This window comes from Kribbella sp. NPDC049174 (assembly GCF_043197365.1).
Taxonomy (GTDB): domain Bacteria; phylum Actinomycetota; class Actinomycetes; order Propionibacteriales; family Kribbellaceae; genus Kribbella.
The window spans coordinates 97,874-116,018 of sequence record NZ_JBICSZ010000008.1; the positions used below are offsets into that span (position 1 = coordinate 97,874).

The 18,145-nt window shown below is 66.0% G+C and carries 17 protein-coding genes; 12 read left to right on the forward strand and 5 right to left on the reverse strand.

Annotated features, from left to right (window positions below; genetic code table 11):
• Nucleotides 1-117: 117 nt before the first annotated feature.
• Complete coding sequence (locus tag ACGFIF_RS32480) at nt 118-822, forward strand: tyrosine-protein phosphatase (RefSeq protein ID WP_393159905.1); 705 nt, start codon at nt 118-120, stop codon at nt 820-822.
• Here the strand turns inward: ACGFIF_RS32480 and ACGFIF_RS32485 are convergent.
• The 3 genes from ACGFIF_RS32485 to ACGFIF_RS32495 are packed head-to-tail and all read right to left on the reverse strand — an operon-like array spanning nt 812 to nt 4,627.
• Complete coding sequence (locus tag ACGFIF_RS32485; RefSeq protein ID WP_393159906.1) at nt 812-1,540, reverse strand: RibD family protein; 729 nt, start codon at nt 1,538-1,540, stop codon at nt 812-814. The two genes, ACGFIF_RS32480 and ACGFIF_RS32485, sit on opposite strands and share 11 nt — an antisense overlap.
• Nucleotides 1,541-1,589: 49 nt before the next feature.
• Nucleotides 1,590-3,923, reverse strand: coding sequence for an FtsX-like permease family protein (locus ACGFIF_RS32490; RefSeq protein ID WP_393159907.1), 2,334 nt, complete (start codon nt 3,921-3,923; stop codon nt 1,590-1,592).
• The gene (locus ACGFIF_RS32495) at nt 3,920-4,627 is read right to left on the reverse strand and encodes an ABC transporter ATP-binding protein (protein WP_393159908.1); all 708 of its coding nucleotides are present in this window, start codon (nt 4,625-4,627) and stop codon (nt 3,920-3,922) included. Before ACGFIF_RS32495 ends, ACGFIF_RS32490 begins: the two co-directional genes overlap by 4 nt.
• Before the next feature lie 137 nt (nt 4,628-4,764).
• On the opposite strand from ACGFIF_RS32495, the gene ACGFIF_RS32500 reads away from it, so the two are divergent.
• The 8 genes from ACGFIF_RS32500 (at nt 4,765) to ACGFIF_RS32535 (ending at nt 13,217) form a co-directional block, all read left to right on the forward strand.
• Nucleotides 4,765-5,553: a sensor histidine kinase gene (locus ACGFIF_RS32500; protein ID WP_393159909.1), complete on the forward strand. Its 789-nt coding sequence runs from the start codon at nt 4,765-4,767 to the stop codon at nt 5,551-5,553.
• Entirely contained in the window at nt 5,550-6,230 is a 681-nt protein-coding gene (locus ACGFIF_RS32505) for a response regulator (RefSeq protein ID WP_393159910.1), read from the forward strand. Before ACGFIF_RS32500 ends, ACGFIF_RS32505 begins: the two co-directional genes overlap by 4 nt.
• Before the next feature lie 70 nt (nt 6,231-6,300).
• Nucleotides 6,301-7,173, forward strand: coding sequence for a class I SAM-dependent methyltransferase (locus tag ACGFIF_RS32510; RefSeq protein ID WP_393159911.1), 873 nt, complete (start codon nt 6,301-6,303; stop codon nt 7,171-7,173).
• Between the two features lie 26 nt (nt 7,174-7,199).
• A complete protein-coding gene (locus tag ACGFIF_RS32515) occupies nt 7,200-8,579 on the forward strand; it encodes a hypothetical protein (protein ID WP_393159912.1) in 1,380 nt (459 codons plus the stop codon).
• A gap of 89 nt (nt 8,580-8,668) precedes the next feature.
• Nucleotides 8,669-10,108: a hypothetical protein gene (locus ACGFIF_RS32520; protein WP_393159913.1), complete on the forward strand. Its 1,440-nt coding sequence runs from the start codon at nt 8,669-8,671 to the stop codon at nt 10,106-10,108.
• Between the two features lie 339 nt (nt 10,109-10,447).
• Nucleotides 10,448-11,827 carry a hypothetical protein gene (locus ACGFIF_RS32525; protein ID WP_393159914.1) on the forward strand — a complete coding sequence of 460 codons (1,380 nt, stop codon included), beginning with the start codon at nt 10,448-10,450 and terminating at the stop codon, nt 11,825-11,827.
• Between the two features lie 325 nt (nt 11,828-12,152).
• A complete protein-coding gene (locus tag ACGFIF_RS32530; protein WP_393159915.1) occupies nt 12,153-13,016 on the forward strand; it encodes a hypothetical protein in 864 nt (287 codons plus the stop codon).
• A gap of 6 nt (nt 13,017-13,022) precedes the next feature.
• The gene (locus ACGFIF_RS32535) at nt 13,023-13,217 is read left to right on the forward strand and encodes a hypothetical protein (RefSeq protein ID WP_393159916.1); all 195 of its coding nucleotides are present in this window, start codon (nt 13,023-13,025) and stop codon (nt 13,215-13,217) included.
• On the opposite strand, the gene ACGFIF_RS32540 is transcribed toward ACGFIF_RS32535, so the two are convergent.
• Entirely contained in the window at nt 13,214-13,744 is a 531-nt protein-coding gene (locus tag ACGFIF_RS32540; RefSeq protein WP_393159917.1) for a hypothetical protein, read from the reverse strand. The genes ACGFIF_RS32535 and ACGFIF_RS32540 overlap by 4 nt on opposite strands.
• Nucleotides 13,741-14,520 carry a GntR family transcriptional regulator gene (locus tag ACGFIF_RS32545; protein ID WP_393159918.1) on the reverse strand — a complete coding sequence of 260 codons (780 nt, stop codon included), beginning with the start codon at nt 14,518-14,520 and terminating at the stop codon, nt 13,741-13,743. The genes ACGFIF_RS32540 and ACGFIF_RS32545 overlap by 4 nt, the downstream gene beginning before the upstream one ends.
• Nucleotides 14,521-14,743: 223 nt before the next feature.
• Between ACGFIF_RS32545 and ACGFIF_RS32550 the strand changes: the two genes are divergently transcribed.
• Genes ACGFIF_RS32550 through ACGFIF_RS32560 form a run of 3 tightly spaced genes read left to right on the forward strand, consistent with a single transcriptional unit; the run spans nt 14,744 to nt 18,040 of the window.
• Nucleotides 14,744-14,992, forward strand: a complete 249-nt coding sequence (locus ACGFIF_RS32550) for a DUF6284 family protein (protein WP_393159919.1) — start codon at nt 14,744-14,746, stop codon at nt 14,990-14,992.
• The gene (locus ACGFIF_RS32555; protein WP_393159920.1) at nt 14,989-15,849 is read left to right on the forward strand and encodes an ABC transporter permease; all 861 of its coding nucleotides are present in this window, start codon (nt 14,989-14,991) and stop codon (nt 15,847-15,849) included. Before ACGFIF_RS32550 ends, ACGFIF_RS32555 begins: the two co-directional genes overlap by 4 nt.
• A gap of 1 nt (nt 15,850) precedes the next feature.
• Nucleotides 15,851-18,040 (forward strand): cell division protein FtsK, encoded by a 2,190-nt coding sequence (locus ACGFIF_RS32560; protein WP_393159921.1) that lies wholly within the window; start codon nt 15,851-15,853, stop codon nt 18,038-18,040.
• Nucleotides 18,041-18,145: the final 105 nt, after the last annotated feature.

Consider the following 18,145-nt stretch of genomic DNA (forward strand, 5'->3'; position numbering starts at 1 on the left):
TCGTCCCTGTGACCAGATCGGAAGCGCTCCAGGGTGGTCGAGTTGCGGTCTGTGCCCCGGCCCGGCAGCTCGTTCGTCACGTATTGTCCGGATTCAGCTTTCCGCCTGGAGGTTTTGATGGAGCTGAATTGGCCGGATTGTTTGAATGTGCGGGATCTGGGTGGGTTGCCGGCGGGGGATGACGGACGGATCGTGCCTGGTGCGCTGATCCGGTCGGACAATCTGAGTCGGTTGACCGAGGGCGGGGTCGAGGCTGTTCGGTCGGCCGGTGTCAGTCGCATTGTCGACGTACGGACGCCGGTGGAGTGCGAGTGGGATCCGTCGCCGTTCGCGACCGACCCGATCTGCCGGAATCGGCCGCTCGCCAACGCTGACGATCCTTACGATCCGACGTTGAGCATCGAAGAGCAGTACATCCAGATGGTCGAGCAGAACCCGAGTCTGTTCGCCGCCGCGGTCGGGGCGATCGCGGATGCACCTGCCGGTGCGGTTGTCGTTCATTGCCATGCCGGGAAGGACCGGTCCGGGAGCGTGGTTGCGTTGGCGTTGAGTCTGGTCGGCGTACCGCCCGAGGAGGTTGCGGCGGACTACGCCATCCTGACCGACCGCATGCGCGACCACTTCGCCGGACAACTCGGCGAAGTCGAGGACCCGACCGAGCGACGCCACCTGGCCGAGTCCTTCACCGCACGACCCGACACGATGCTCGCCCTCCTCGATCACCTCGACCGCACGTACGGCGGCGCCGAGCGCTACCTCAAGCAAGGCGGGCTGACCAACGACCAGGCCACCAGGCTCAGAGCCCGTCTCGTTAGTGGATGACTTCGTAGCGGAGGTTGAGGGTGCCGTCGGGGGTGGGGGTGGCGGAGATGAATTTCAGCTGGGTGGGGGATTCGTCGGCGGTGAGTTCGGGGCCGTCGAAGATGGTGGGGACGGATTTGCCGGCTACGGCTGCCGGGAAGAGGGAGAGGTGGAGTTCGTCGATGAGGTTGGCTCGGAGGAGGGCGGCGTTGAGGTTGCCGCCGGCTTCTGAGACCACGCAGGTGACGCCTAGGCGATCCTGCAGCTTCCACAACGCGGTCGGGAGATCGACGCGGTCCTCGCCGGCGACCAGGTAGGGGATGGTCTTCCCGCGGAGGTAGGCCAGGTACGCCGGAGGGGTTGCGCGGGCCACCAGGAGTAAGAGGTCGATGCCTTCTTCGCCCTTCTCCGTCCATTCGACGCGGCCTCGGCTGTCGACGACCGTGAACCACTTCTTGTGGCCGGGATGATCGACGATCTCAGCAGGCAGGTAGTCCTCGAACAGTTCGGCGTCGGCCGGAACCGGGGCGAGGTCCAGCGGACCCGCGGAGTCGATGACGAAGGTGCCGCTGCCTTCGAGGAGGACCGTCGGGGCGTACAGCTCCTCGATGAGCGCGGTTCGCGCCGAGATCGCGCTGTCCGACCACAACGACCGCCAGACCTGCCCGTTCTCTTCCTGGAGGAGCAGCCGGTCGCGGCCGAGGGTGACCCGTCCGTCGACCGACGCTGTCACGGACACAATCACTCTCGGCCGCTGCATAAAGCCTTCGTACCAAGGGCCACCGACATTATTCGTTGTGGAGGACTTCGGCGATGGTGGTTCGGGCGGCGGAGCGGGCCGGGAGGAAGGCGCCCAGGGCGGCGATCGCGATGCCGGCCAGGACGAAGAGCGCGAGCAACGGTAGTGGGTAGACGTCGAGCATGAAGTCGGGGAGGGCCACCTGGGCGCCGTTGGCCATCGCGGGGACGACCAGGCGGTGGGCGATGATGCCGAACGGGATGCCGAGGACACCGCCCAGAGCCCCGAGCGCGGCCATCGACGTCACCACCATCACCGTGACCTGGCCGGGTGTCATGCCGATCGACTTGAGCATGCCGAGGTCGCGGCGTCGTTCCCGGGTGTTCAGTACGACGGTGTTGAAGACGCCGAGCGCCGCCACGGTCCCGAGCATCAGCGTGAGGAGTACGACGGTCGCCAGTACGACCGCGACGAACGTGCCCGGATCCTGACCGGGAACCTCCTGCAACCCGGAATCGCCTGCCAGCACGGCTTTGACGTAGGTATCGACGTCGGTGCCCGGCTCGAGCTGAATCTCGTACATCGTCGCCCGTAGGTCGGGGTCGATCAGTGCCAGCGTCTCCCAGTTGGAGAGCACTTCCTCACCTGAGTTGTAGAGCGCCTTGCCGACGATCGTGGCCTGCGTACTCTTGCCCTTCGACTCCAGCGTGATCGTGTCGCCGACGGAGAGACCACGCTGCCGGAGGAACCGTTCGGACACGACCACCTGACCCGGTCCGTCGAACCAGTGCCCCTCCAGCACCCGGTAGCCGATCTGCTCCGAATCGCCCCGGTAGAAGGTGACCCGGAGGTCCTGATTCGTTCCGACGAGCCGCATCAGCAGGTCCCGGCTGGCCGTGACATACGCGGCTCCGGATGTCGACCGCATCAGCGCCTCGTCCGCCGGATCGCTCAGCTTCGCGACCGGTCGCGCCGGCTCCGCACCTTCCGGAGCGAGCTGCGGACCCGGCTCCGTCGTACCCGCGAAGATCGTCACGTCGACAGCGCCCGTGCGACTCGCAGCGGTCTGGTAGTTCGTCAGCGATTCCCCGAGGCCCACCGCCAACGTCACACTCGTCACCCCGAGTACGACGGCCGCCAGCGTCAGCGCCGTACGCGCAGGACGAGCGAATGGCAGCCCAAGCCCCAGGCTGACCGACCGCGGCAGCCGAGTACCACTCAGCCAGCGCTGAGCCCGGAGCCCTCGACCGGCCCGCGGTGCGCTCCCCGCACTGATCGCCTCAGCCGCCGACAAGCTACGAGCTCGCAGCGACGGCGCCAGAGCGGACAGCGCCACCAGCAGCGGTACGCCGATCAGCGCAGCCACGTCCACCCAGATTGGCACCCCCACACCCTCAGCGCCGTAGTTCTCGAAAGCCCTTGTCAGCAAGGACTCTGCGAGGACGTTGCCGAGCACCGTCCCGAGCGCACACCCCACGATCGCCGGAATGGAGATCATCGCGAGATAGACCGCCATCACCTGCGTCGGTGTGAACCCGAGTGCCTTCAGTACGCCGATGTGCTTGAACCCAGCCACCACCGCACCACTCACCACGTTGGCCACGATCAGTACGGCGACCGCCAGCCCGAGCCACCCGAACACCATCAGGAACGGAACGAACGTGTTCGGCTCGCCGATCGCAGTGGCCCGCAGCGCAAGGTAGGACTGGGTGCCGAGCAGCGCACCCGACGGCAGACCCGCCGTCACCGCGGTCTGCCCCGCCGAGACCTGCGCATCGGTCGCGGCCTGCGTGAAGCGGTAGAGCATCTGACTGCCAGTCGGCTTCAACGCCGTCATCTGCTCAGGAGTGACCCAGGCGTCGGCAGACCCGCTGACGCTGTAGGCGAACCCGACAACGGTCAGCGTGGTTCCACCGGTCGACAGTTGCGTCCCCAGCGTCGCGGCGCCGCGCTGGTTGCTGGAGGTGACCGGGTTGCGGTTGAGCACGATTTCCCCGGGCTTGTCGGGCCAGCGGCCCTCCCACACGTTGAGGCGGTCGACAGGTCCACCAGCGTCCGCACGGCCAACGACGACCAGCGGGCGTCCATTCGCGTCCAGGTCCACAGTTGCCATGCCGAACGGTCCTGCCACCGCCTCGACCCCGGACTGCTTCGCAGCGTCGGTGAGCTGGCTGTCCGAGACCTTGCTCCGGTCGTACGACGCCACCAGGTGTGCACCGCTCTGACGCGCGTACGCCTGGTCGAATGGCCCCGACGAGGCTGCCAGGAGTCCTAGCGCCACCACGATCATCGTGGTCGACAGTGCGACGACGACGCCGATCACGATCGTCTGGAGCCTGCGACGTCGTACCGCTGCTCGGGAGACCGGCCAGACGGCGCTCACGGCGTACGCTCCAGACTGCGCTCGCGGGCGATCTGTCCGTCGACCACCTCGATCAGCCGGCTCGCGCACCGGGTGGCGAGTTGCTGGTCGTGGGTGACGAGCAGCAACGTCTGGCCGATCTGGTTGAGGTCGAGCAAGAGGTCCATCACCTGTTCGCCAGCGCGGGTGTCCAGCGCGCCGGTGGGTTCGTCGGCGAGCAGGATGGCCGGGCGGTTCATCAATGCCCTGGCGACGGCGACCCGTTGCCGCTCGCCGCCGCTGAGCTGGGCCGGGTAGGTGTTGCGTCGTCCCGCGATGCCCAGCTCATCGAAGAGCTCCAGTGCGCGCTTCCGGGCGTGCGACGCAGAGGTCCCGGTCAGCTGCGCGGCCAGAGCGACGTTGTCGAGGGCCGACAGATCGTCGAGCAGGTTGAAGAACTGAAAGATCATCCCGATCCGGCGGCGCCGATACAGCGCCAGGCCCTTCTCGTCGAGCGAGCCCAGCTCCTCGCCGTGGACCACGATGGACCCGGAGGTCGGCCGGTCCAGCCCGGCCACCATGCTCAGCAGCGTCGACTTGCCGCTGCCGGACGGTCCCATCACCGCCACTGCCTCACCGGCGTGGATCTCCAGCGAGACCCCGTCCAGCGCGACCGATTCGCCGTACTCCTTGCGGACCTCACTGAGCCGCACGACCGCCTGTTCGTTGCCTTCTGCATCCGTCATGCGTTCACGCTAGGGCCGCCGGCGCTCGCCGGACGTCAGTCTGCGGACGTAACGTCCGGGCCCTGTCATCCTGCGGATGTACGGCGTGCCACCTGCGGATGATGCAGAATCCGCGGCCCCTTGGGACAGTGGACCTTGTGATCACGATCTGGCTGCTCGTCCTGGCCTGCCTGGCGGCCGTGACACTGGCGGCCGCGCTCGTCCGGGCCCGGCGCGCGCACGCCCGGGCGCTCGAGGAGCGCGGCTGGCTGCTGGAGCGTGAGCGAGAGAGCGCCGCGCAGAACGCGGTCGACGCCGAGCGGGCCAGGATCGCCCAGGATCTGCACGACATCGTCAGTCACAACGTGAGCGTCATGGTGATCCAGGCCGGCGCCGCCCGGCACGTGCTGGCGACGGAACCGGCAGAGGCCGAGGCAGCCCTGCTCGCTGTCGAGGCAGCCGGTCGCGACACGATGGCCGAGCTTCGGCACCTGCTCGGCCTGCTCGCGCCTTCGTCCGACGGCTCGGCCGAGGAGTTGTCGCCACAGCCCAGTCTGAGCCGGTTGAGCCCGCTGATCGACCGGATCGCGTTCGCCGGTCTGCCGGTCGACGTACGCATCTCGGGGGAGCCCCGCCCGTTGCCGGCCGGGGTCGACGTCACGGCGTACCGGATCATCCAGGAGGCGCTGACCAACGCGCTCAAGCACGGCGACGGGGTGAAGGCGGAGGTGACGGTCCGGTACGCCGACAACGCGTTGCGGGTCGAGGTGCTGAACACGGGGCCAAGTGTGCTGTCCGGTGGACGTTCACCGGGTCCGGATGGGGAGGGCCGGGGGCTGCTCGGGTTGCGCCAGCGGGTCGCCGTGTACGGCGGTGACCTCGACGCGCGGCGGAGACTCGGCGGCGGGTTCCGGGTGCGGGCCAAGATCCCGTTGGAGCGGCCGTGAGCGAGCCGCGGGTCGTGATCGTGGACGACCAGGCGCTGGTACGGATCGGGTTCCGGATGATCCTGACCGCGCGCGGGATCGAGGTGGTCGGCGAGGCCGGCGACGGTGGTGAGGCGATCGAGGCGGTACGGCGGTTGCGGCCGGACGTCGTACTCATGGACATCCGGATGCCGACCATGGACGGCCTGGAAGCCACCCGCCGCATCCTGGCCGAGTCGCCGGACTGTCGTGTGGTGATGCTGACGACGTTCGACCTGGATCGCTACGTGTACGCCGCTCTGGCCGCCGGCGCGAGCGGGTTCCTGTTGAAGGATGTGACCCCGGAGCACCTCGCGGCGGCCGTCCGCCTGGTCAACACCGGTGACGCGCTGCTGGCTCCGTCGATCACACGGCGACTGGTCGAACGGTTCGCGGTCGGTGATCACGGTCCGACCCAACCCGCCGTACATCGGGATCTTGCCGTCCTGACGCCGCGCGAGCTCGAGGTGCTGACGCTGATGGGGCACGGTCTGTCCAACGCGGAGCTCGCGACTGAGCTGACTCTCAGCGAGGCGACGGTGAAGACGCACGTTGCCCGGATCTTCGCCAAGCTTTCACTCCGCGACCGGGCGCAGGCTGTCGTACTCGCGTATGAAACCGGCCTGGTCTCCCCGGGCGACCGAACGCCCGGTGCATGAACAAGACATTGCTATTGACAACGATGGAAAGCTAGAGTCCCGAGACTCGCCCGGAGGGGGACCTGTCGTCATGGCGAATGGAACGTGCATCCTGTGCGCGCAGAGCGGACCGTTCCGCCCGCGCGGCGCGAAGGACGGCTACGGCATTGAGGAATGCCCAGCGTGCGGGCTCGTGCAGCTCGTGCCGACGCCGACTCCCGAGACCTTGCGCGCTTTGTATGAGGGCGACTCGTACTTCGGCGGGGACGGTGACACGGGTTATTCGCAGTACGAGAGTCAGGAGCTCGAATACCTGGCGACGTTCCGCGAGGACGTCCGGCGGATCGCCGAGTTCATCCCCTCGGGACGCGTGCTCGAGGTGGGCTGTGGCTACGGGTACTTCCTGCAGTGCGCGCTGGACGCCGGGTACGACGCCTATGGCATCGACCTCTCACCGGCCGCCGTCAAATGGGCGGCCGAGCGTCATCCCGGTCGCGTGTTCTGCGGGCTGCTCGAAGAGGTTCCGGAGATCCAGGAGCAGCAGTACGACGTCATCTTCGGCTCGCACCTGATCGAACATCTCACCGAGCCGGGCGCCTTCCTCGAGACGGCGTCGCGCCTGCTCCGGCCCGGCGGCCTCATCGTCATGGTGACCCCGAACATCAAGAGTCTGTTGTCTCGCGTCTCCGGCTCCCGGTGGGTGTCGTTCAAGATCCCCGAGCACGTGAGCTACTACGACCCCGCCACCATCACGACGCTGCTGAACCGCGCCGACTTCACGGTCGAAGCCGTCGACTCCGCCTACCAGTACTACACCTTGCCGTTCGTCACCTCTCGCGTCCGCGAACTCCTCCACCCGGCGTCCCGGCTGATCCCACCTTTCGAACGGTTGAAGCTCCTCCGCGATCGCCGCATCCGCGTGACGAGCGGTTCGATGAGAGTGATCGCCGCACTGCGGAAGTGACCCCTGCCGGCGGCGACAATCGCGGCATGCTCATCAGCCGGCGTGCTCTCGGGACCCTCGCCGGCGGCGTCGTACTAGGACTGGTCACGGGGTGCACCTCCAACAACTCTCCCGAGCGGGCGTCCGCGGATCGGCTCGAGTGGTTGCGTGGTCTCGACGGCGTCGAGAAGGCCGAGTTGGTGACGCCCGCCGTACAGCCCGAGGACAAGCTGGTCCGGCTCACCTTGGTCAGGCGTCTTCCCGACCATGACGTGAACGCCTTGGTGGACAAGGTCAAGCGGGAGTTCCGGACGTACGATGAGGACTACTTCCGCAGCATCGAGGTGGCCATCGACGGGTACCACGGCCGGTTCTATCCATCCAGCTCCTCGAAGAGCGACCCGGACCTGGATCGGGCGCTCTGGCTGCGCCGGGACGGGCGTGCGACGTCGTCGACGTACGGCGCGTCCGGTCTGATCATCACCGCTCCGGCGGCCGCGGTGGCTGCGGTAGCCCTCGGCTTCGATCAGGTGGTGCCGAGCGAGGATGCTCGCCGTACGCATCGGGTCGAATCCGCCGATCGGCAGGTGGTCGTCGAGTGGACCGACAGTCCGACCCTCGGCTTCCGCCTCGATCGTGCCGCGGCACAGCATTTCGTCGATCTGCAGTCGAAGTACCGCAACCTGACCGGCTGGATCGCGGGGCCGGAGCGCCGGGCCGGCGTCCACTTCGCGGCCAAGGACATCTCGCTGGATGCACTGCTCGCCGGCCTGCCGAAGCTGGTGGACGCCACCACGTTCGGGGAGCTCCAGCTCGGCTGGGGGCCGGTTCGGGCGCCGGAGGCAGTCTTTGCCGCGGCGTTCACCCCGCAGTTCCGGACGCTGGTCGACCACCTGATGAAGATCCCCGGGGTCACCGCGATCGAGATCCGCGACGACCACGGCGACGGCGAGCCGGCATCGGTCACGGTCAAGGACCGGGCCGGCTTCATCACCGCCGTCACCACGGTGCGCAAGGTCTGGGACTCGTACCTGCCGATCCAGCTGGTCCGGAGGCCGTCCCGGTACGTCGGACGGCCAGGCAACCCGGTCTTCCGCAGTTCGTCCTTCGACAAGGACGTCGAGTTCCGGATCTACTCGACGATCGCCGACCTGACCGGTGTGACCGAAGTGCAGATCGGCCCGGAATTCGCCAACCTGACCGTAGCCAAGGACATCACCGACTCCGACCTCACAACAGCCGCCAAGGCGATGGCCGAACTCCCGCCGGCGAACCCGATCAACCTCGCCGTCAGCGACGGCCCCGACGACGTAGGCATCACCTCCATCGGCCGCGTGATCAACCGCAAGTACGCCCCCAGGCAACCGACCCCATCCAAGATCGACGCCACCCTGATCACCCGAATCACCAACACCTGGACCCGCTGACCACGTCATGCAGCATCGGGTCGCGCTCGCACCATCCCCAGCTGAAACGACGCCCTGCTTCTCTGTTCCGAAGCTGGCAAACTGAGGCCATGCGCCCAGCCGCAGCACCGCGGTCCGCCGGCGAGGCATTGGCACGGCACGCCTGGGGGGACGCGTTCGCGATCCTGTCCGAGGGTGATCGGCAGCATCCGCTCGCTCCCGATGACCTGGAGTGGTGCGCGCTCGCCGCGCACATGATCGGCGAGGATCCGGAGAGCGACGACCTGTGGACGCGGGCTCATCATGCGTGGCTGAGCGGTGGCGATGTGCCGCGGGCCGTACGGTGCGCGTTCTGGCTGGGCGTCAACCTGGTGGTGCGTGGCCAGTGGGCGCAGAGCGCGGGCTGGCTGGCCCGAGGACGGCGTCTGCTTCAGTCGACCCACCAGAGCAGCGTCGAGGAGGGCTACCTACTCGCGCTGGAAGGGCTCCAGAGCTATCTCGCCGGCGACGCCGCTCACGCCAAGGCTGTCTCGGAAGAGGCGTTGACCTTCGCCACGCGGTTCAGCGACCCCGACCTGCAGACCTGCGCCATGGTCACCCTCGGCGAGAGCCTGATCCGGCTCGGTGAACCAGGCGAAGGTATCCGGCTCCTCGACGAGGCGATGATCGCGGTGACGGCGGGCGAGGTCTCACCGACCGTGTCCGCGCTCGCGTACTGCGCTGTGATCGCGGCGTGCGACGAGATCTTCGACCTGCGCCGGGCCCGCGAGTGGACCGCCGAGCTGTCGCGCTGGTGTGCGGCCCAGCAGGAGGCGGTGCCCTACCGTGGCGTGTGCCTGGCCCACCGCGTCGAGATCATGCGGTTGCAAGGCAACTGGGCGGATGCCGTGGACGAGGCGAACCAGGCCTGCCAATGGCTGGGTTCACTGCCGGCCGTCCGCTCGGTCGATGCCGCCTATTACCAGCTCGCTGAGCTGCACCGGCTGCGCGGGGAGTACAGCGAGGCGGAGCAGGCATACCGCAAGGCCAGCGGATTTGGTCATACCGCGCAGCCGGGACTTGCCCTGCTCCTGCTGGCGTCCGGCGACACCGGCGCTGCCGAACGCGCGATCCGCACCGCACTCGACGGAGCCCGCGACCAGGCGTCGCGGTGCAGGATCCTGCCGGCCTTCGTCGAGGTGATGTTGGCCGCGGGCGCGATCGAGGTCGCTCGGACTGCGGCGACAGAACTGGCCGGGGTCGCCGAGCGCCTGCAGGCCCCGTTGCTGATCGCCATCAGCGGACACATGACGGGCGCAGTCCTCCTGGCCGCGGACGATGCGCGCAGCGCCCAGGCGGTGCTCGGCCATGCGGTGGCGACGTTCCGCGAACTCGATGCGCCGTACGACGCCGCCTCGCCGCGCGGGCCAGGTCGGCCACCCGCGTGGAGCGACTCGTCGGAACGGCGGTCCCCAACTTCTTCCGCACCCCGTACGGCCCCCTGGCAGGACCTCCCCCTCCGATCCCCTGACGCAGCCCTCAGGCCCGAACGAAAGAAGGCCGGTCGCTGACGCGACCGGCCTTTCTCTCTGTTCGTCCCTCCAGACCCTGAACCACGCTGTGACCTGCGGTTTCTGGACTCCAGGGGAGTGGCGGAGGATACGAGATTCGAACTCGTGAGGGGTTGCCCCCAACACGCTTTCCAAGACCGCTATCCGACGTTCAGCGGGGTTCGGGAGTCGTTCGGGAGCGTGGACCTCCCGGACCTCGTTCGTTGGCGAACGGTGCTGAACCGTCGCGGATGAGACCCACTTTGAGACCCCTGGGACCGTCTCCAATGGCGGGCGGCTGGAGCAGGGGGGCCTGAGCTACTGGCACCTGTGTCCCCCTGCGAGTGAGAGGATCCTCGCGTGGACAACACGTCGGATCTTGAGGTTCATGGGCACTGGTGGCTGGCGGACCGGCCGGACAACAAGGTGTCTGGCGTGCTGAGATTCGATCCCGACAAGGGTGGCGTGCTTCGACTCATCGGCTCGTTTCGGCGACTGTCTGAGGCTGGCGAAACGGTGACGGAGCCTGATGGGACTCAGCTCACCAAGTTCTCCCAGGACTCGCTTCAGGGATCAGGCGTATATCCCCGAATTCTCGGTGAGGACGACTGGGGTCAATACACTCTTGACGATTGCTTATCGACTCATTTCCGTTCTCAACTCTTCAGGGGCGGCGGGGAAGAGACGGTGTCGGTCAGTTCGATATTGCATGGTGCTGCGATCTCGGATCCGCTCGACATGAATCAATGTTCTGTGAGGATGCACTACCTGCCGCATTGGATCATGTGCGACGCGATTAAGGAGCAGCACCTTTTTCGTGATGAGAAGAATCCTGCGCCTTTTGGCTACGAACTCAGCGTTAAGCGCCGAGACCCAGAGCGGGTAGTCCTGGAGGACGGCACCGAGGTCATCTTGCGTCATTCCATCGGCATCGAGGGCAATCGGGTTGCGGCGCGAGAAGTCCTACAGGATTTCCGGGTTGAGGTGACGCCGTCATCGAGGCTGTCAATCGATGACATCTTGGAGATTTCCAGCGACTTTCAGGACTTGGTGTCAATCGCGACCGGCAGGATCGCTGAGTTCCGAAGTGTCGCATTGTGTCGCTCGGACGTGCGGTACCCACCGATCGGAGACGTTGATCGCGGCCCGCGTCCCCTCCAGTACTACGCTGCCTGGAGTGCTCGGGACGCTTCAACTTCCGACCTGTCGGTTCGCGACGTATATTTTACATTCTCTGATATCGGGGGGATAGATGGAGTGCGACTGTGGCTCGACAGCGCTGCTGTCTATCGATCGACCCTGGGGCGAGTTATGTCGACCCGGTATTCAGGCGGAATGCTGGTCTCTGATCGTCTGCTGAACTGTACGGCAGCACTAGAAGCGTTTGACAAGCTTCGTACCGGTTATGGAAACAGCACCTTCGCAACACGGATTTCGCGCGCGGTTTCCTTCGCTGGTACGCCGTTTGAAGTCGTGACAGGCAGCGACTCAACTGCTTGGGTCAACGTAGTGCGCTACCACCGCGACGACATTGCGCACCACCTCGGGCGCAACCTGCGGCGCGACGCGCCGGATCTGCACGTCCTGGGGGAGAGCCTGTATTGGCTCTACGTAATGTGTGCTCTGCGTCAGGCAAATGCTCCGATTGCTGTGTTCGAGAAGCTGGCTCGGGATCGCCGGATTCTCGGGCTAGGGCGCAATGTCAGGGATGTCGTCGTCCGCCAGGCGGCGCGACTGTGACCTGACGCGGGCCACGATCTGACCGGGTGGGAGTCATCGAACGCAGAGGACCTTCCGTGTTTCAGCGCCTGTTCTTGCTGAAACACCGGGGGATCGACGCCTCCGTCGAGAGTCGCTCCGGTCGACGTGTTGAGACACCTGGGACACCCGGTCGCCCTCCCCTGTCCCAGACATCGGCGCAGGTCAGAACAGATGCTGGGACGGTGGGACACCTGGGACACACGCGCGCCGATTGGATGCTGTGAGTCCCGGAGAGTCCGTGAGCCAGCGGTCGGGTTGAACTGCCAGACTGAGTCGCAATTCGACGCGACCCTGGGGAGGGCACATGGCTGACAACCCGAAGCGCATCACCCGAAGGCACCGGGAATGGCAAGCGTGGACGGGAACGACTGCTGATCTGGAGAGAATAGCGAAGGTAATGTCTCAGTTGATGGATCAGCGGAGAGAAAGCCTAGTCGCAAAATATGAGGCGGAGCACCCCAAGCCGACTGCGCCAGTCGATGAAGAGAAGGCTGCGGAAGATGTCACCGCAACGGTCTACTTTGAACTCATGGACTACAAGTCGGCCATGCAACAGCGGGATGCGGAGCTTGAGCGGCTGAATGATGTCGGAGTTCGGTTTTCGTTGGTGGACAACCATTCTGATGAGGTCATCGGCGACCCGGCAGCGGTTCTAATGGAATTTGATAAGCGAACGTATCGCGCGCTGACCTTCGAAGGCAGGTTCCCCCCGCGCCACTACGGCGAAAGTCTCAGCATAAAAATGAATCGCAGTACGCCAGCGCCTGGGGTGAAATTCGAAGTAGAGTCGGTTGACCCCGGGTGGGCTAAGCAAGCGATGGCGGAGATCAGCGAGGAGATCGACCACGGTGCACCGTGGTGGGGATTCTTTCGCTCTATGTTGGGAACGGTGATCTTCAACCTCATCGTCTATCTGATGGTGGTAGTCACCTTCTCCCTTCTGGTCGACCTCGCTGACTGGAAGAATAAATATTGGATAGCGGCTGCCGCTGCGGGTGTATTTGTGATCGCAATGCAGGTGGTTGAAAGCTCCTTCCGTCTGATATTTCCGCCGGTCGAGATCGTCGCCGAAGGCGAGAAGCCTAGAGGTGCTCGCGTGATTCCGTACCTAGTTGCCCTCGCGCTGGCCGCCGTAGTGAGTGTCGCTGTAAACACGATTGGCGGGTGAGGCGAGGTGCCTTACCGCTTCGTGCGAAGCAAGGAATTCATTGCCGAGTATCTGACGAGCAATCCTGGCAGGGATGGAGTCCTGTGGATCGAGCTGCTCGCGGAAGCCGTAAACGCCTCTGGTGCAGTTATCGTCAGCGTGGGCTATGACGCCATTGGTGAGCCGATGACCGTGCTCCTCCAGGAGAGGGACGCCGACTAACTGTTGAGCCCGTACTTGAGCATGCCGGCCGTGGTGACGTCATGCGCAGGGCGCTCGAATAGCGCGCCCGAGTTCCGGTGTGCCAATTCGACGGTGCGTACATGCCGGAATCCCTGGCAGAGATAGTACTTCTGCAAGTCGAAATTCGTACGCCAAGCGTCGAGACGCAACAGCTCCCCGCCCAGCTGTGCAGTCTTCCGGCTACACCAGTCGAGTACTGCTGACCCGAGTCCGTCGTATCCGCTGACGGTAGAAATCTTGCTGACGTAGTAGGCGGAGTCGGTCAATTCGTCAGGCGTCCAGAAATCCTTATCGCCATTCGGGCTGAGAATCGTTGTGGCAATGGCGTCTCGTCCATCCCAAACCATGTATGCGTGACCGGCTTCGATGTCGGGAAGGACTTTGCTCGGCGCAAACCGGGGCGGCCATTGCTGGATGCCGCGCGCGTGTAAGCGCGCGGTTGCGGCAGATAGCACGTCTAGAAAAGCATCCAGGTCGGAAGATTCGGCGCGCCTAATGCTCGTCATGCCTGTACCTCGTAAAGCAACCGGTGTCGATCACCGGGCAGCACACTGACGGTGCATCGAATCGGAGTACCGTCTTTCGCGCTGCCAGTCCGGGTTTGGATTGTCACGGGAACTCCAGGGCCGATTTCGAGCCTTTTCGCCTCGTCTGGCGTAGGCATTCGGCTTGTAATTTCGTCTAGGTAGGAGACCTGAACGTGACCACGGTCGGCGAGGTGCACAGTTAAGCCTGTTACGACGTCGGCCGGATCGAGGATCGCCGGGACCTCCTGGGCGAGCTCCATCGGGTAGTACGAGTCGTTGATGTTCCAAGGCTGGTCGTCGACGAGACGAATGCGCTGCCGAACGGCGGCCAAACCTCCAGGTTCAAGGCGCAATCGCTCGGCGACGTCGGACGGCGGTTGTACGACCGCGACCCCGATATCGGTCCTGGCCCGACGACCCTGCGCCTCCACGTCATCTACCCAGGAGTCCACGCCAGTCGGCCGCCTCCGTGCTCTGCTCTCCGAGCGTGATGCGTAGATCCACACGGGTTCACGGCGGCTGACGTGCCGCCCGCGCCCCTTGACGCTCGTGACAAGCCCGGCGTTCTCCAGCGTCCGTAAAGCGCCGCGCACGGTGTTCCTGGAGACGTTGTAGCGCTGCATGAGTTCGGCCTCGCTCGGCAGAGCTGCGCCGGGCGGGAGCTCGCCAGTCTCGATAGCTCGCCTCAGGTCACCCGCCATCGCCTCATGCAGATGCACCCCGGCTGCGGTTCGAGCTGGTCCATCGGTCGTCACCTGACTGCTCCTCTGATCAGTACCAACAGATCTGTACCAACAACTCTACCCAAGAGCCTTGACTTGCGGGGTGTGGTCATGTGACGGTTACCCAGTGCCACCTGTTGGTACAGATTTGTTGGCACAGGTAAGACAGGTCGGTTCCGAACGTAGCGACGCCCCGGCGGGTGCAACCGCCGAGGCGTCTGGGTCGCACTAGTCCGTTGAGAAGGAGCACAACCCAATGAGCATCATCCACCTTTCGGTCCTCCGTGACGATGAGCCATCCGCCGCCGATCTGGCGGCGATTGAGCAGGAGTGGCCGCTGATCGCGGCCGAGCGGGACTTGCTGGATGCCGAGATCGCGTTCATCAACGCTGGTCCGAACGTGTCGGTCCTGGACCGTCGCCGGATCCGCCGGGCCGAGCGCCGGGTGTTGGTGATCGCCCGTGAGTTGGCCATCCCCGCCGCAAGTGCGGAGGTCGTCGCATGAGCACGCCGCTTCGTACGTCGTACCCGGTCCCGGTGGAAGACCTGATCCCGGCCGCGCGCCGTCTGGCGGTCGAGTTGGGTGAGGTTCCGTCGCAGAACCGGTTGATGAAGCACCTGCGGGTGGGCAAGGACAAGGCCAAGGCCGTCCACGCCGCCCTGATCGAGGAGCGGACCGAGACCCGCCCGGAGACGCACCTGCACTCGGTCCCCGACACCGACGAGGCCGGGCCCGTGACCGAGACACCCGAGGCGGCCGCTGGGGAAGTTGTGGAGACACCTGCGCAGGTCACGCCTCCTGGAGACCCGGCTTCGGTGGAGCGCCCGGGTTGGCGGAAGTGGTCCCCGCGGCTACGGAACCGGCAGAGCATCTCTCCGGCCGACGACAGCGCTGCGGAGACCGCTGCCGAGACTGACGAGGACGCGCGGCTGGTGCGGTCGTGGCCGGTGCTGCTGCTGGCGCTGCCCGCGTTCGTCGCTGTCTGGTCCGGCTGGGTCGGACTCGGTGAGCTGACCGGATTCGGTGTCGTGCACCCGCTGCCGGGCATCGCGGACGACTTCACCATCAACTCTGCGATCACGCTGCCGATCGGTGTCGAGACCTATGCCGCGTTCGCGCTGCGGGTGTGGCTGTCCGGCCGCGTCCCCGCCCGCGCTCGCCGCTTCGCCAAGGTGTCCGCCCTCGCGTCGCTGGCCCTTGGCGCGCTGGGACAGGTCGCCTACCACCTCCTGGACGCCCAAGGCGTCACGGCCGCTCCGTGGCCCATCACCACCGCTGTTGCTTGCCTGCCCGTCGCCGTACTCGGCATGGGCGCCGCGCTGGCCCACCTGATCCAAACCCGCGAGAACGGGAGTCGCTGATATGACCGAGAACCTGCCCGAGCCGATCGACCTGGACGCCCACCGCACCCGCCGCGACGACGACTCGCGCCCGGCCGACGAAACCGCCGGCGCAGTGGTGCCGCTGTCGCCGGGCGAGGTCGAGAGGATGGACACCGCCTACGAAATCGCCCTGGACGGCGACGCCGACGACGACCCGGCGACCGGGAACGTGCTGGTCCCGGTGGACACCCCGGGACTCATGCTGCCTGTGCAGGAGGGTGCGCGGAATCCCATCATCCCCGTACATCTGCGGCCGGGGAACCTGCGCGGCACGGTCCGGCGCGCGCTGGTCCGCAGTGGTCACGTGGCTGCGTTCCACGCGGTCCGCACGCCTTGGTACGGCGTCAAGTTCACCTGGTTCGCTGGTCGCGGTTTCACTCGGCTGGTGCGGAACCAGGTGAACTGGTGGTGGGTGCCGAACTCGTTTGCCCTTGAGCAGAAGGCGGCTGACGCTGGCGAGCTGAGGGAGTGGGAGAAGATCCACCGTCAGCTCAAGGCCACGCGGATGTGGCGCGGCGGTGTGCTGGCCGTGCAAAACGTGGGTCTGCTGATCGGTGCGCCGATCGCGTACACGTCGGCTCCGGGTGCGGCTCTGGTCGCGGCTGGTGCAGTCGCGGCCGGTGCTCTGGCGCACTACGGACGCCCGGCCGGTCAGACCCTGATCGGTACCGCAGTCGTCGCGCCCAGGTACCGCAAACTCACCTCGGACGTGGTTCTACGTGCCTACTACGCTGCGGGTTTGGGTAATCCGGACAAGGCGGACCAGCAAGTGACGTTCGGGTCGATCATGTCCCGCGACGCCTCCGATACCGGTACTCAGGTCGTGATCGACCTGCCCTGGGGCAAGTCGTGGTCGGACGTGCTGAAGTCGCGGGAGAAGATCGCGTCGGGCCTGGACGTGCACGTGCGGCAGGTGTTCCTGACCGAGGACGACTCGTCCAGCCGCCGTCATGTGCTGTTCGTCGCCGACAAGGACCCGCTCGCGATCCCGGCCGGTCGCACCGACATGCTCGACGGCAAGCAGCGCTCGATCTGGGAGCCGATGCGACTCGGCAAGGATGAGCGAGACCGCCTGGTCGAGCTGTCGCTGATGTGGTTCTCGGTCCTGGTTGGTGCGCAGCCGCGCAAGGGCAAGACGTTCACCGCGCGCTTGGTCGCGCTGCACGCCGCGCTCGACCCGTACGTGAAGCTGATCGTTGTCGATGGCAAGAAGTCGCCGGACTGGCTCGGCTTCCGGAAGGTCGCGCACCGGATGGTGTTCGGTGAGCTGCCGAACCCGCTGGACGATGACCCGATCGGGCACCTGTTGGCTGTCCTGGACGAGGTCTTGGAGCACATCGACAAGGTCAACGCCAAGCTCACGTCCTTGCCGGTGGACGAGTGCGAGGAGGGCAAGCTCACCCCTGCTCTGGCACGGGATCGGCGCTACCCGGAGCTGCGGGTGATGGTGCTGGTGATGGAGGAGTTTCAGGTGTACTTCGAGACCGCCAGCCAGGAGGTGAACAAGCAGGTCGCGGACAAGTTGTCGAAGATCCTCGCCATCGGTCCGAGTGCTGGCGTGATCTTGGTGTCCAGCTCGCAGAAGCCGTCCGGTGTCGGTGCGGGTGACGTGCAGCGGCTGTTCAACCGCTACCGCGACAACCACACCATCCGGTTCGCGCTCAAGTGCGGCAACCGCGACGTGTCGATGGCCGTGCTCGGTGGCGACGCCTACGCCGAAGGCTACGACGCGTCCTCGCTGCCGGTCGGGGAGAAGTTCCGGGGTGTGGGCTACCTGTATGGGGCGAGCGATCACACCCCGACCGTGCGCGGTTTCCTTGCCGACGGCAAGGACGCGGACAAGATCCTGGACGCCGCCCGGAAGCACCGCGAACGGCTCGGCACGCTGACCGGCGAAGCAGCCGGGGAGGAGCTGGCCCGCGAGAGCCGCGATGTGCTCGCCGACATCCTCACCGTGTTGGGTGCGGACACGGCCGCGCACTGGGAGGCGATCGCCGGACGGCTCGCCGAGCAGATGCCTGAGCAGTACGACGGCACCACGCCCGACGCGATCTCGGCTCAGGCCCGCGCACTCAAGGTCCCCTCGCGCGACGTGAAGCGCGATGGCGTGAACCGCAAGGGCTGCCGCGCCGCTGACATCCGCGCCGCGATGGACCGTCGCAACGCGTAACTCACCGTGATCAAAGCGGGTGGGGTGGTCGGCCGCCGAAGGTAGCGCGCCAACGGCTACCGGTAGCGGCACCGCTACCCCACCCCGCTACCACGAATCTCACAC